Source organism: Micromonospora sp. NPDC057141 (assembly GCF_042670805.1).
GTDB lineage: Bacteria > Actinomycetota > Actinomycetes > Mycobacteriales > Micromonosporaceae > Micromonospora.
Genome location: NZ_JBHUVA010000008.1, coordinates 14,677 through 28,958, shown reverse-complemented (window position 1 = coordinate 28,958; position 14,282 = coordinate 14,677). Strand labels below are relative to the sequence as shown.

Sequence of the window (14,282 nt, the reverse complement as noted above, 5' to 3'; positions counted from 1 at the left end):
GGGGTCAGAGGATGGGGGGTGGGGTGTAGGTGGCCGCCCTGGGGTGGGTCAGGACGATCTTGGCGATGCGGGTGGTCACCCGGTCGACCTGGGCCCCGGCGGCGCCCACGAAGGCGGTGCGGTCGGCGACCAGGGCGTCGATGTCGGCGCGGGACAGGCCCAGGCGGGCGTCGGCGGCGAGGCGGTCGAAAAGGTCGTTCTCGGTGGCGCCCCGCTCCCGCATGGCCAGCGCCACGCCGACCGCGTGCTCCTTGATCGCCTCGTGCGCCGCTTCCCGGCCGACGCCCCGCCGCACCGCCGCGACCAGGATCTTCGTCGTGGCCAGGAAGGGCAGGAAGCGCTCCAGCTCCCGGTTGACCACCGCCGGGTACGCCCCGAACTCGTCCAGCACGGTGAGGAACGTCTGGAACAGCCCGTCGGCGGCGAAGAACGCGTCCGGCAGCGCCACCCGGCGGACCACCGAGCAGGAGACGTCCCCCTCGTTCCACTGGTCGCCGGCCAGCTCGCCGACCATCGACAGGTAACCCCGGATGATCACCGCGAAGCCGTTCACCCGCTCGCTGGACCGGGTGTTCATCTTGTGCGGCATCGCGCTGGAGCCCACCTGGCCGGGCTTGAAGCCCTCGGTGACCAGCTCCTGGCCGACCATCAGCCGGATCGTGGTGGCCAGCGACGACGGCGCGGCGGCGACCTGGGCCAGCGCGGCGAGCACCGCCAGGTCGATCGACCGCGGGTAGACCTGGCCGACGCTGTCCAGCACCCGGGCGAAGCCGAGGTGCTCGGCGACCCGGCGCTCCAGCTCGGCCACCTTGTCGGCGTCGCCGTCGAACAGGTCGAGCTGGTCGGCGGCGGTGCCGACCGGACCCTTGATCCCGCGCAGCGGATACCAGTTGATCAGGTCGTCCAGCCGCTCGTACGCGATCAGCAGCTCCTCGGCAGCCGACGCGAAGCGCTTGCCCAGCGTGGTGGCCTGCGCGGCGACGTTGTGCGACCGGCCGGTCAGGACCAGGCCGGAGTGCTCGTTGGCGAGCCGGGCGAGCCGGGCGAGGGTGGCCACCACCCGGTCCCGGACCAGCTCCAGCGACGCCCGGACCTGGAGCTGCTCGACGTTCTCGGTGAGGTCCCGGGAGGTCATCCCCTTGTGCACGTGCTCGTGCCCGGCGAGCGCGCCGAACTCCTCGATCCGGGCCTTCACGTCGTGCCGGGTGACCCGCTCACGCTCGGCGATCGAGGCCAGGTCGACGTCGTCGAGCACCCGCTCGTACGCCTCGACCACGCCGTCGGGGACGGCCACGCCGAGGTCCCGCTGGGCGCGGAGTACGGCGAGCCAGAGCCGCCGTTCCATCCGTACCTTCTCCTCCGGCGACCAGAGGGCGACCAGTTCGGGCGAGGCGTACCGGTGGGCGAGCACGTTCGGGATCGTCGTCACGTGCCTCATTCTCCCGTACGCCGGGTCGGCCGGAGCGGGCCGACCCGTCAGCGCCGTGTATAGGCCGGCGGCGGCGGCCTGTTCGGAGTCGTACGCCTGGCGGACGTCGTGCGTCCCGCGTTCATACAGGCCGATCTCCCAGCGTCCGTCGGGCGCGCGCCGCAGGAACCAGAAGTCGGGCGGGACCGGCACGTGCTCGTGCACGCCCTCGATCGCGAAGGCGTCCGGGGACAACCCGGCCGCCAGCAGTGCGGCGCGTACCTGGTGCCGGTCCACGCCCGGCCTCCGTTCCACTCGGTCCGTCGTCAGCGGGGAAACCCCTCGTCAGCAGCCGGCCGGGACGCCGCCGCGCTGGAGCGGGACGGCGCACGGCACCACGGTCAGGTTCTCCTCCACCAGGAAACCGTGCGCGAGCAACCAGGTGATGTTCAGGTTGCCCCCGGCCGCCGGCAGGTACGCCGGGTCGAGCTGGAACTGGGTGCCCATCCCCGGCTGGGCGAACCACGGGGCGATCGGCCCGGCGTCCACCGGGAAGGGCTCGACCACGCAGTAGACGTGGTAGTTGGCCAGTGGCGCGTCGGCCGGCGTGTTCAGATTGGACGGCGGCAACGACCGGGCGCTGAACGGGGTGCCGAGTGGGGCGAGGAACACGCCGCCGGGGAAGCCGAAGCGGTCGAGCCGGTACCCGGGCAGCAGCGTCTGCTTCGCCTTGATCGGCCGGCCGTCGGGCCCGAGGACGAAGCCGTTCGCGGGCGGGTAGACGTACGCGGTCTGGGTGGCGTTGCCGTACTGCTGGAGGAACTCGGCCTGGGTGAGCCCGCCGAAGCGCTGGTAGCCGGCGAGCAGCGGGCCGACCGGCGACTCGGTGGGCAGCGTGGCGGGGCCGAGGAGCGGGTTGTTGTCGTAGAACTGGGTGGTCTGCGGCGCGTTCGGCGGGACGCCGGGGTGGCACAGGCTGTCGCCCACGGGCGGCTGCGGCTGGGCGGGGCCGGTGGGGGCGACGTCGCCGGAGCCCCAGAAGCCGGCGCCGGCCCCGGTGCCCCCGAAGCCCCGGAGACCGGCGGCGGTGGAGGAGCGGTCGGCAACGGTCGGGGCGGCCTGGGCCGCCGCGGCGGGAAGCAGGGCCAGGGCCACGCCGGAGAGAGCCGCCACGGCCCAACGAGGCAGTTTCACGTCAAACCTCCAGAAAAAGGACAGGGAGAGCTGCCCTCATCTTCGGGAGGTCGAACGCCGAACGTCAGGTTTCGTGCGCTTTCTACCGGAAGGGATCGGTCAGCGGAGCCGGTACACGGTCACCGGGCCGGCGACGAATCCCACCTCGGCGAGCCGGGCCAGCTCCGGCGACACCGGGCCGGCGGCCGAGTCGGCGAGCAGCCACCGGACGCCGTCCTCGCGGCGCACCCGGTCCAGTTCCTCGGCGGTCGGCGCGGTGAACAGCCGCTCGTTGCGGGCGAACAGCTCCGGGTCGGGTGCGGGCTGCCGGGGGTACGAGAAGCCGTCGCGCGCGTGCCCGGCCAGGGCCTCGTCCGTGTAGCCCCAGCTCTCCACGAGCGCCCGCCGGCCGCCCAGCCCGCTCACCCAGAAGGCCCGCGCGTCGCAGTGCGCGACGGTCGACACCGGCCGGCAGTGCACGTTGGTGGCCACCACGTCCTCCGGGCCGGCGTGGGTGTCCAGCCAGAGGGCGGCCCGCGCCTCGTCCCGGGTGATCGCCCAGGGCCGTTCAGCGGCGGTGAGCGGCCGGGGCGGGTCCCCGACCCGGCGCGCGGTCCACTCCAGGCCGCTGGCCACGCTCGCCCCGCAGAGCGCGGCGACCGCCCCGGCCACCGCCGCCCGGGCCCGCCACGACGCCCCCGCCGTCTGCTCATCCCCGGGCCCCGTCGCGGCCCGAGGCCGCGGGACCGCCGGGAGCCGGGCCCCGGCCAACACCGGGCCCCGGTCGCGTCGGGGGCGCAGCCTACTGAGCAGGACGGCCAGCAGCGCGGCGACGCCGGCCAGGAGCAGCACCCGGCCCGCCGGCACGGCCATCGCCCACAGCCAGGCCCGCCGGGTCCGCTCGGGCGGGGCCAGCGGGTCGAGCAGCCACTGGGCCGCCGCTCCCACCGTCGCGGCGACCGCCACGACCGGCCACCACGGGCGCACCTCGGCCAACAGCCATGCGGTCAGCAGCGCCCCGAACGGGACCACCGCCATGAAAAAGTAGAGCTGGCTGACCGACGGATGGAAGAAGGACCAGGCGCCACCGGCCCCGGCCAGCAGCGCCCCGGCCAGCAGCCACGCCGCCGGGTCGACCCGGGTGCCCCGGCGGGCCAGGAGCAGCACGCCGACGAACCGGGGCGCCTGGAGCACCAGCCACCAGCCCAGCACGGCGAGCGCGAAGAGCCAACCGGCGCCGCCGGCCGCCGCGAGTCCCGGCGGCAGCAGGCCGCCGGCCGCGATGCCCCCGCCCGCGCCGACGGTCTCCCGCCACGGCGTGGTGAACCGCAGCACCCCGAACACCTGCGGGGAGAGCACGCCCGCGCCGCCTCCGGCGAAGAGCCGGTATCCGACGGCCATGGCCGCGACCAGCACCGCGAGGAGCGCCCCGACCGCCCACGGGACCCGGCGGGCCCGCCAGCCGACGACCACCCCGGCCAGCGCCACGCCGGCGATGAGCGGGGGCAGGCCGCTGGACTTGGCCCCGGCGACGGCCAGGCCCGCCGCCGGCACGAGCGCCCAGCCCGGGCCGGGCCGCCGGCCGCGCACCACGTCCGCGCACACGCCGGTGAGCAGCAGGAGCAGGGGCAGCAGGTACGTCTGCGAGGGGCTCTCGACGGACAGCGGGAGCATGCCGCTGGCCGTCGCGGCGGAGCCGAGGGAGAGCGACACCCCAAGGTACGCCGTCGCGGCGGCGACCGGGCCGGCCCACCAGCGTCCGCTGAGGTCTCGGGCCAGCCCGGCGGTGACGACGACTGCCGTCGCGGCGACCGGCGCCAGCCACAGCCGGAGCAGGATCGTCGCCGGTTCCGTACCGGTGATCATGCTGGCGCTGGCCAGGTGCGCGTCGACCAGGTAGTGGTAGCGCAGCGGTTCCCCGGCCAGTTGCGGCAGCTCGAAGGGCATGTCCCGGGTCAGCTCGTGCACCAGCCCGAGGTGGTAGAGCAGGTCCTGGTAGTAGACGTGGTCCACCGGCGGCAGCGGGTTCGCCCGCCAGCCCACCGCCAGCCACGCCACCAACAGGACCAGCACCCCGGCGACCGCCAGCGTCCAGCGCAGCGGCAGCGGCCGGGGCCGGGCGATCCGCCAGTGCCGGCGCAGCCGGGGCACCACGACGAAGATCACCAGCACCGGGACCGGCCACCAGCGCAGCGCCGGCTGCGTGCCGGTGGCGGTGGCGAGCGCCCAGGCGGCGAGTTCCAGCAGCAGGCCGACCGCCGCGCCGTAGCCCAGGTCCTCGGGCAGGTTGCCCCGGCCGCCCCGCAGCGCCCGGTGCACGAGCGTGCCGGGCAGCACCAGGGCGAGCGCCCAGTAGGCGACGTACCGGGCGATGTCGCCGCCCGGGGTGCCCGTCCACCACAAGCCGGCGACCAGCGCCGCGAGCACCGCCGACCAGGCGAGGGCCGCCGCGACCCGGCGGGCCGCCGCCCCACCCCGACCCGCCGCTACGCCCCGCGTCGCGGGCGCTTCCCGGGCCACCGCGCCCCGCGTCAGCACCGCCGGTTCAGTCACCGGCCTGGCCACCCGCGACCGCCACGGCCGGCGCGGCGCCTACGCCGGTCGACTCGAAGCCGGGCGCGTCCGGCGGGTCGGGGATCTCGGCGGAGTCGAAGCCGACGAGGTGGGTGGGGCGGTCCTGCACGGTGCGGTAGATGCGGCCGACGTACTCGCCGAGCAGGCCCAGGCAGATGAGCTGGACGGCGCTGAACAGCAGCACCGCCACGAACAGCGAGGTCCAGCCCGGGATGGTCGCGCCGTCGGCGTACGCGACCAGGCCGAGGACGGCCAGCACCAGGCAGGCCGCGAAGCTGACCACGCCGAGCCAGGTGGCGATCCGCAGCGGCGCGGCGGTGAAGTTCGCCGTGCTGTCCCAGGCGAGCGCGATCATCCGGCGCAGCGGGTACTTCGTCTCCCCGGCGGCCCGCGCCGCCCGGGAGTAGCGCACCTCGGCGGCGGCGAAGCCCAGCGAGGGCACCAGCAGCCGGTAGACCGGGGTGCGCTCGGGCAGCCGGCGCAGCACCTCCACCACGTCCCGGCTGACCAGCCGGAAGTCGCCCGCCTGCGCGGGCAGGTCCGCGCCGACGATGCGGCGCATCAGCCGGTAGTACAGGCCGGCGGTGCCCCGCTTGAACGGCGTGTCGGTGCTCCGGTCGGCGCGCACCCCGTACACGACGTCGACGCCCCGCTCGCGGGCCGTGGCCAGCATCTCGGGGATGACCTCGGGCGGGTCCTGGAGGTCGGCGTCGATGCTGACCACCCAGCGCCCCCGGGACCGGTGCAGCCCTGCGGTGAGGGCGGCCTGGTGGCCGCTGTTGCGGCGCAGCCGGACCACCCGCAGCTGGGGCCAGGAGCGGGCGTGGTCGAGCAGCAGCCGGGCCGTGGCGTCCCGGCTGCCGTCGTCGACGGCGACCACCTCGTACGTGGTGCCGGTGCCGTCGAGCACCGGCCGCAGCCGTTCGACGAACACCGCGACGACGTCCTGCTCGTTGTACATGGGGACGACCACGGACAGGTCCGGTGCCCCGGCTGCGCTGATGTCCATCGCCGGTCACCATTCCGGCCCGAGGTCACCACAGCCACACGCCGAGCTGAACGCTCGGTGAACGTCGCTCGCTCGGCAGCTGGCGGGCGGGCGGCGACGGGTCAGCGCGTCAGCGCTCCAGGATCGCCGTGACCCCCTGGCCGCCGGCCGCGCAGATCGAGATGAGCCCCCGTCCGGAGCCGGCTTGCGCGAGCAGCTTGGCCAGCGTGGCGACGATCCGCCCGCCGGTCGCGGCGAACGGGTGGCCGGCGGCCAGGGACGAGCCGTTCACGTTGAGCCGGTCCCGGTCGATCGACCCGAGCGGGGCGTCCAGGCCGAGCCGGTCCTTGCAGAACTCCGGCGACTCCCAGGCGGCGAGGGTGGCCAGCACCTGGGAGGCGAACGCCTCGTGGATCTCGTAGTAGTCGAAGTCCTGCAACGTCAGCCCGGCCCGGGCCAGCATCCGGGGCACGGCGTACGCGGGGGCCATCAGCAGGCCCTCGTCGCCGTGCACGAAGTCGACGGCGGCCGTCTCCGACCAGGAGAACCAGGCGAGCACGGGCAGGTTGCGCTCGGCCGCCCACTCTTCCGAGGCGAGCAGCACGGTGGACGCGCCGTCGGTGAGCGGGGAGGAGTTGCCGGCGGTCATGGTCGCCTGCTCGGCGTCCGGGCCCCGGTGGCCGAAGACCGGCCTGAGCGAGCCGAGCTTCTCCAGCGTGGTGTCGGGGCGCAGGTTCTGGTCCCGGGTCAGCCCCAGGTAGGGGGTCACCAGGTCGTCGAAGAACCCCCGCTCGTACGCGGCGGCGAGCCGCTGGTGGGAGCGCAGCGCCAGCTCGTCCTGGGCCTGCCGGTCGACGTTCCAGCGCAGGGCGGTGCGGGCGGCGTGCTCGCCCATCGACAGCCCGGTGCGCGGCTCCGCGTTGCGCGGGATCTCCGGCTGGAACGGCTGGAGCGGGCGCAGCTTCGCCGCGATCTTCAGCCGCTCGCCGAGGGTGCGGGCGGAGTTGAGCCGGATCAGGGTGCGCCGCAGCTCCTCGTTGACGGCGAGCGGGGCGTCGGAGGTGGTGTCGACCCCGCCGGCGATGCCGACGTCGAGCTGCCCGAGGGCGATCTTGTTGGCGACCAGGATCGCCGCCTCCAGGCCGGTGCCGCAGGCCTGCTGGATGTCGTACGCCGGGGTACGCGGGTCGAGCTTCGAGCCGAGCACCACCTCGCGGGTGAGGTTGAAGTCCCGGGAGTGCTTGAGCACCGCCCCGGCGACGACCTCGCCGACCCGCTGCCCGGCCAGCCCGAACCGCGCGACGAGCCCGTCGAGGGCCGCGCCGAGCATGTCGGCGTTGGACGCGCTGGCGTACCGGGAGTTGGACCGGGCGAAGGGGATGCGGTTGCCGCCGATGACCGCGACCCGCCGGATGCTCTGCACGATCCCGCCTCCAGTTCAGGGCTTGCCCACAACCTACTGGCCAGTAGGCTACGCCTATGACCGACAGGTACGCGAGCTTCGTCCGATCGGGGGCCGGCCGCGCGCTGGTCAAGCGCCTGGGGCTGCCCGACCCGCCACGACTGCGCCGGCACACCCCGGGGGACCCGCTGCTCCCCGGGCCGGCCCTGCTCGGCTCGGCCACCGGCGGCCGGCTCGCCGGGCCGGTCGGCAAGATCCTGACCGCCGCCGGGGTCGAGCTGCGCGATCCCGCCACCGCCGAGGCACAGGAGCGCTTCGGGGCCCTGGTGTACGACGCCACCGGCGTCACCGACTCCACCGGCCTGCGCCAGCTCTACGACTTCTTCCACCCGCGCGCCCGCGCGGTGCTGCCCAGCGGCCGGGTGGTCGTGCTCGGCACCCCGCCCGACGAGTGCGGCACGCCGCGCGAGGCGACCGCCCAGCGGGCAATCGAAGGGCTGACCCGCAGCATCGGCAAGGAGTTCGGCCGGGGCGTCACCGCCCAACTCGTGCACGTCACGGCGCATGGCGACGCCGGCACGGCCACCGGCCTGGAGGCCACCCTGCGGTTCCTGCTCTCCGGCCGCTCGGCGTACGTCTCGGGGCAGGTGGTCCGGGTCGGTGCCGGCGCGGCCGGGCCGCCGGCCGACTGGGACCGACCGCTCGACGGCCAGGTCGTCCTGGTCACCGGGGCGGCCCGGGGCATCGGTGCGGCCCTGGCCCGGGTGCTGGCCCGCGACGGCGCGCAGGTCGTCGCGCTCGACATCCCGGCCGCCGGGGACGAGCTGGCCGGGGTCGCCAACGAGATCGGCGCGACCGCCGTGCAGCTCGACCTGACCGCCCCCGACGCCCCCACCCGGCTCGCCGACCACCTCGCGTCCCGGCACGGCCGGGTCGACGTGGTGGTGCACAACGCCGGCATCACCCGGGACCGGACGCTGGGCCGGATGGACGCCGACCGGTGGGACAGCGTCATCGACGTGAACCTGTCCAGCCAGGAGCGGATCAACGACGTGCTGCTGGAGCGCGGGCTGATCCCGGCCGGCGGCCGGATCGTGTCGGTCTCCTCGATCGCCGGGATCGCCGGCAACCGGGGCCAGACCAACTACGCCACCTCCAAGGCGGGGGTGATCGGCCTGGTGCAGTCGCTCGCCCCGGCGCTGCGCGGGCGCGGGATCAGCGTCAACGCGGTCGCCCCCGGGTTCATCGAGACCCGGCTGACCGCCCGCATCCCCCTCGTCGTCCGGGAGGCGGGCCGCCGGATGAACAGCATGGCCCAGGGCGGCCTGCCCGTGGACGTCGCCGAGACCATCGGCTGGCTGGCCTGGCCGGCCAGCGGCGCGGTCAGCGGCAACGTCGTCCGGGTCTGCGGCCAGAGCCTGCTGGGGGCGTGATGACCGGCGCGGACACGCAGGGTCGGGCCCTGCTGGAGCTGCCCCGGCTGCCGCAGGCCGGCCCGCTCTACCGGCGGGCCCTGCTCGGGGCGCTGCCCGGGGCGGGTCGCCGCCGGGGCGACGCGCTGCCGCAGGTCGAGCTGGCCGTCGCGGGGGTCGCCGTCGACCGGGCGCACCTGGCCGACTACGACCGGGTCTGCGGGTTCCGGCTGGCCGACCGGCTGCCGGGGACGTACCCGCACGTGCTGGGGTTTCCGCTGGCGCTGCGGCTGATGACCGCGCCGGAGTTCCCGCTGCCGCTGGTCGGGCTGGTGCACGTGGCCAACCGGATCACCGTGCGCCGGCCGGTCGAGGCCGGCGAGGCGCTGGACCTCCGCGCGTACGCGGAGCACCTGCGCCCGCACGACCGGGGGCGGCAGGTCGACGTGGTGCTGGTCGGGGCGGTCGGCGGGGCGGAGGTGTGGCGCGGCGTGTCGACGTACCTCGGCAGGGAGCGCACGGCCGGCGGCGGCGAGCGGCGCGACCGGGGTGAGCGGCCCGTCCCGCCGGCCGCCACCGCCCACTGGCGGGTGACGCCGCAGGTGGGCACCGACTACGCCCGGGTCTCCGGCGACCACAACCCGATCCACACGTCCCGGCTGGGGGCGCGGCTGTTCGGCTTCCCCCGCCCCATCGCGCACGGCATGTGGAGCAAGGCCCGCTGCCTGGCCGCCCTGGAGAGCCGGCTGCCGGAGGCGTACACGGTCGAGGTGGCGTTCAAGCTGCCGGTGCCGCTGCCGTCCACGGTGGCCTTCGCCGCCACCGCCGACGGTGCTGCCACCGGTGTCGCCGACGGCCCGGCCTGGGAGTTCGCCCTGCACGACGCGCGGACCGGCCGGCCGCACCTGGCGGGCTCCGTGCGCCAGGCGACGCCCTGAGCGGCGCACGGTCCGCTCCTCGGCGGCGAGGGCCTCCAGCCGCTTGCGGGTGCGGGGGCCGGCGGCGCGGTGGGCACCCCCGACGCACTGCCGGCTGTCCCCTGACGTGTCCAGAGACAACCCGAATCAATAGACGTTTATTGATGTAATCTGTGTTGTGTCGCGTAGCCGGTCGTCGCCAGCACAGTGAGGATCAAGATGAAGCGGAATCCGCCACTGCCCGGACCGGCCGTCGATCGCCGCACCCTGCTGCGGGCAGCCAGCGCCATCCCGGCTGCTCTGGTCGGGGGAGCCGCGGCAGTGGCGGCAGCGCCGGAGAGTGCCGCAGCGGCCCCCGCCCGCCCGGACCTCGGCGTCTCGGCATTTCCCTTCGCGCCCGGTCAGGCACGGCTCACCGCCGGCCGATGGCTCGACAATCAGAACCGGACACTCGCCTACCTGCGGTTCATCGACGCGGATCGCCTGCTGCACACGTTCCGCACCAACGTCGGGATCGCCAGCTCCGCCCAGCCGGTCGGGGGCTGGGAGGCACCGAGCATGGAGCTGCGCGGGCACAGCATGGGACACCTGCTCTCGGGGCTGGCGCAGGCGTACGCGATCACGGACGACGCCACCTACAAGGCCAAAGGCGACTACCTGGTCAACGCGCTGGCCGCCTGCCAGGCGGCGTCACCGGGCCGGGGATACCGGGCCGGCTACCTCTCCGCCTTCCCCGAGAACTTCTTCGACCGGCTGGAGAGCGGCCAGGGGGTCTGGGCACCCTGGTACACCCTGCACAAGATCATGGCGGGCCTGCTCGACCAATACCAGCTCACCGGCAACAGCCAGGCGCTGACCGTGCTCACCAGCAAGGCCGGCTGGGTGGACTGGCGCACCGGCCGACTGGGCTACTCGCAGATGCAGTCGGTGTTGAACAACGAGTTCGGCGGCATGGGCGCCGTGCTGACCGACCTCTACCAGCAGACCGGTGACATCCGCTGGTTGACGGCGGCACAGCGGTTCGACCACGCCGTCGTGTTGGACCCGTTGGCCGCCAACTCCGACCGGCTCGATGGCCTGCATGCCAACACCCAGGTCCCGAAGTGGATCGGCGCGGCCCGGGAGTACAAGGCCACCGGCACGGCCCGGTACCGCGACATCGCCACCAACGCGTGGAGCCTCACCGTCGACGGGCACAGTTACGTGATCGGCGGCAACAGCGTGCGGGAGCACTTCAAGGCGCCCAACGCGATCGCGGCGTTCCTGACGGACGACACCTGCGAGAACTGCAACACGTACAACATGCTCAAGCTCACCCGGGAGCTGTTCACGCTCCAGCCCGAGCGCGCCGACCTGTTCGACTACTTCGAACGGGCGTTGTCCAACCAGATGATCGGCGAACAGAACCCGGCCGACAGCCACGGGCACGTCTGCTACTTCACGCCGCTCAATCCCGGAGCCCGCCGTGGCGTCGTGCCCCTCAACCCCGGTTACAGCACCGACTACAACTCGTTCTGGTGCTGCCAGGGCACCGGCCTGGAGATGCAGACCAAGCTGGCCGACTCCATCTACTTCCACGCCGACACCACGCTGATCGTGAACCTGTTCGCGCCCTCGGTGCTCAACTGGACCCAGCGCGGCATCACGGTCACCCAGACCACCTCCTACCCGGCCAGTGACACCACCACTCTCCAGGTCAGCGGCAAGGTCAGCGGCTCGTGGTCGATGCGCGTCCGCATTCCCGGCTGGGCCACCGCCGCCACGATCAGCGTCAACGGCGTCGCCCAGGACGTCGCCACCACCCCCGGTAGCTACGCCACCGTCACCCGGGGGTGGACCTCCGGCGACACCGTCACCGTCCGCCTGCCGATGCAGGCCGTCGTCCGGGCCACCGTGGACAACCCGGGCATCGGCGCCATCACGTACGGCCCGGTCGTCCTGGCCGGCAACTACGGCAACGCCACCCTTTCCGCGCCGCCGTCGCTGACCACCTCGTCGATCACCCGGACCAGCACCAACTCGTTGGCGTTCACCGCGACCGCCAACGGGTCCACCGTCAACCTGATCCCGTTCTACGACGCACACGGCATCAACTACAACGTCTACTGGAACACCGGCGGCGGCACCCCCACCGGCTTCGTGCGGATCGCCAACGTCACCACCGGCCTCGTCCTCGACAGCGGCGGGAACGTCAGCTCCGGATCGGTGCTGAAGCAGTGGAACTGGGACGGCTCCACCAACCTGCACTGGCAGCTGGTCGACCTCGGCGGCGGCTACCACCGGATCGTCAACCGCACCAACGGCATGGTCGTCGACAGTTGGGGCAACACCACCAACGGCGCCGACGCCCGGCAGGCGCCGTGGAACGGCGGCAACAACCAGCAGTGGCACCTGAGCAGCCTGGGCAACGGCCGATTCCAGATCGTCAACCGGGGCACCGGCACCGCCCTCGACGGCATGGGACGGACCGCCGCCGGCTCCACCGTGGGCATGTGGACCGCCAATGCCAACACCAACAACCAGTGGACCATCGTCAGCCTCTGAGCGGAGGAGGCGCCGGTCGGCTTCGGCGCGAGGGGTTGGCATTCACTCTTTCGTGCGCTAGGTTGTTCTCACATTGAGATGTTCTCAGAGTGAGAGAGACGCCGTGAACGAGCAGGAGTTCCTCGCCGCCTACGACCCCCGGGCCTACCCGGCGGTCGCCGTCACCGTCGACGTGGTCGCCCTGACCGTCCGGTCCGACGCGCTGCACCTGCTGCTCGTCCGTCGGGGCGCGCCGCCGTTCGAGGGGCACTGGGCACTGCCCGGCGGATTCGTCCGCCCCGACGAGGACCTGGCGACCGGTGCCCGCCGGGAGCTGGCCGAGGAGACCGGCCTCGGCGGCGAGCGGCTGCGCCGCGTCCACCTGGAACAGCTCGGCAGCTACGGCGACCCCGACCGGGACCCGAGGATGCGGATCGTCTCGGTGGCGTACCTCGCGTTCGCCCCCGACCTGCCCGACCCGGCCGCCGGCAGCGACGCCGACGACGCGATCTGGCTGCCGGTGACCGCGCTGAGCAGCCGGCAGCTCGCCTTCGACCACACCCGGATCATCGACGACGGGCTGGAGCGGGCCCGGTCCAAGCTGGAATACACCCCGCTGGCCACCCGCTTCCTCGACACCGAGTTCACCATCACGGAGCTGCGCGCCGTCTACGAGACGGTCTGGGGGCACCCGCTGCACCCCGGCAACTTCCACCGCAAGGTGCTCTCCGTGCCCGGCCTCGTGGAGAGCACCGGCGCGAGCACCGAACGCGGCGGCACGCGCGGCGGCCCCCGGGCCAAGCTCTACCGGGCCGGGGACGCCCGGCTGCTGCACCCGGCGCTGCTGCGCCCCGCCCGGGAGGAGACGGTGCGGTGAACACCGACGAGGCGATCCGGCTGGTCGCCGCCGCCCGCACCGACGCCGACCTGTTCGGCGCCGACGCGTCGGCCCACCGTTACCGCGAGCTGGTCGCGGCCCTGCACCCCGACCGGCTGGGCGCGCTCGACCCGGCGGTACGCGCCGCCGCCACCGACGCGTTCGTCCACGTCACCACCCGGTGGCGGGCCGGGCGGGCCAGCGCCGACCCGATCGTCCTCGGCGGGCACCGGCTCGGCCCACTCGCGCACACCGGAGACCTCGCCGACCTGTACGACGTCGGGGCGAACCGGCTGCTCAAGCTGCCCCGCGACCCCGCCGACAACGACCTCATGGCCCGCGAGCAGGACGCCCTGCGCACCATCGAGGAGCGGGGCGACCCCCGCTACCTGCCGTACGTGCCCCGGCTCGTCGACACCCTCCGGCACCGGGACCCGGCGACCGGGGCGGAACGGCGGATCAGCGTGCTGGCCACCGCGCCGGGCCTGCACAGCCTCGACGAGGCGCGCCGCGCGTACCCCGACGGGCTGGACGGCCGGGACACGGCCTGGATGTGGCGGCGGCTGCTGGTCGCCCTGGGCCTGGCCCACCGGGCCGGCGTGGTGCACGGCGCGGTGCTGCCCCGGCACGTGCTGATCGAGCCGGACGGGCACGGCGTGGTGCTCGTCGACTGGTGCTTTTCCGTGACCGCCGGCGGCGCGATCCCGGCGCTGGTGCCCGGCCACGAGGACTGGTACCCGCCCGAGGTCGCCGCGCGGCGGCCCGCCGGGCCGGGCACCGACCTGGCGATGGCCGCCGCGTGCATGGCGTGGCTGATGGGCGACCGGTCCCCGCGCGAGCTGCGCGCCTTCGCCCACGGCTGCCGCCGCCCGGCGCTGCGGTCCCGGCCCGACGACGCGTGGCGACTGCTGCGCGAACTGGACGAGGTGCTGGAGCGGCTGTACGGGCCGCGCACCTTCCGGCCCTTCACCCTCAACCCCTTCACCCGCAACCCCTAGGGAGGCTGCC

At 74.3% G+C, this 14,282-nt stretch carries 10 protein-coding genes; 5 read left to right on the top strand and 5 right to left on the bottom strand.

Going from position 1 to position 14,282, the window contains the following annotated elements; genetic code table 11:
* Positions 1-4: 4 nt before the first annotated feature.
* The 5 genes from purB to ACFT41_RS07755 all read right to left on the bottom strand — a co-directional run bounded on the left by purB (position 5) and on the right by ACFT41_RS07755 (position 7,566).
* On the bottom strand, positions 5-1,429 hold the full coding sequence (gene purB / locus ACFT41_RS07775; protein ID WP_377583384.1) for an adenylosuccinate lyase: 1,425 nt from the start codon (positions 1,427-1,429) through the stop codon (positions 5-7).
* A 324-nt stretch (positions 1,430-1,753) separates the two neighbouring features.
* Positions 1,754-2,602, bottom strand: coding sequence for a TNT domain-containing protein (locus ACFT41_RS07770; protein ID WP_377583272.1), 849 nt, complete (start codon positions 2,600-2,602; stop codon positions 1,754-1,756).
* Between the two features lie 99 nt (positions 2,603-2,701).
* Entirely contained in the window at positions 2,702-5,134 is a 2,433-nt protein-coding gene (locus ACFT41_RS07765) for a hypothetical protein (protein WP_377583270.1), read from the bottom strand.
* Entirely contained in the window at positions 5,127-6,164 is a 1,038-nt protein-coding gene (locus ACFT41_RS07760; protein ID WP_377583268.1) for a glycosyltransferase family 2 protein, read from the bottom strand. Before ACFT41_RS07760 ends, ACFT41_RS07765 begins: the two co-directional genes overlap by 8 nt.
* A gap of 109 nt (positions 6,165-6,273) precedes the next feature.
* On the bottom strand, positions 6,274-7,566 hold the full coding sequence (locus ACFT41_RS07755) for an acetyl-CoA C-acetyltransferase (protein WP_377583266.1): 1,293 nt from the start codon (positions 7,564-7,566) through the stop codon (positions 6,274-6,276).
* Between the two features lie 56 nt (positions 7,567-7,622).
* Here ACFT41_RS07755 and ACFT41_RS07750 point away from each other — a divergent pair, with 56 nt between their 5' ends.
* From ACFT41_RS07750 to ACFT41_RS07730, 5 genes are all read left to right on the top strand, one after another.
* Entirely contained in the window at positions 7,623-8,978 is a 1,356-nt protein-coding gene (locus ACFT41_RS07750; RefSeq protein ID WP_377583264.1) for a 3-oxoacyl-ACP reductase, read from the top strand.
* On the top strand, positions 8,978-9,895 hold the full coding sequence (locus tag ACFT41_RS07745; protein ID WP_377583262.1) for a MaoC/PaaZ C-terminal domain-containing protein: 918 nt from the start codon (positions 8,978-8,980) through the stop codon (positions 9,893-9,895). Before ACFT41_RS07750 ends, ACFT41_RS07745 begins: the two co-directional genes overlap by 1 nt.
* A gap of 198 nt (positions 9,896-10,093) precedes the next feature.
* Positions 10,094-12,418 (top strand): beta-L-arabinofuranosidase domain-containing protein, encoded by a 2,325-nt coding sequence (locus ACFT41_RS07740; RefSeq protein WP_377583260.1) that lies wholly within the window; start codon positions 10,094-10,096, stop codon positions 12,416-12,418.
* A gap of 103 nt (positions 12,419-12,521) precedes the next feature.
* Positions 12,522-13,274, top strand: a complete 753-nt coding sequence (locus tag ACFT41_RS07735) for an NUDIX domain-containing protein (RefSeq protein ID WP_377583258.1) — start codon at positions 12,522-12,524, stop codon at positions 13,272-13,274.
* Positions 13,271-14,272: a serine/threonine protein kinase gene (locus ACFT41_RS07730; protein ID WP_377583256.1), complete on the top strand. Its 1,002-nt coding sequence runs from the start codon at positions 13,271-13,273 to the stop codon at positions 14,270-14,272. The genes ACFT41_RS07735 and ACFT41_RS07730 overlap by 4 nt, the downstream gene beginning before the upstream one ends.
* The last annotated feature ends 10 nt before the right edge of the window (positions 14,273-14,282 follow it).

Coding starts and splice junctions, on each gene's coding strand:
- ACFT41_RS07760 (WP_377583268.1), bottom strand. CDS start 6,164: ATGGACATCAGCGCAGCCGGGGCACCGGACCTGTCCGTGGTCGTCCCC.
- ACFT41_RS07740 (WP_377583260.1), top strand. CDS start 10,094: ATGAAGCGGAATCCGCCACTGCCCGGACCGGCCGTCGATCGCCGCACC.
- ACFT41_RS07750 (WP_377583264.1), top strand. CDS start 7,623: ATGACCGACAGGTACGCGAGCTTCGTCCGATCGGGGGCCGGCCGCGCG.
- ACFT41_RS07745 (WP_377583262.1), top strand. CDS start 8,978: ATGACCGGCGCGGACACGCAGGGTCGGGCCCTGCTGGAGCTGCCCCGG.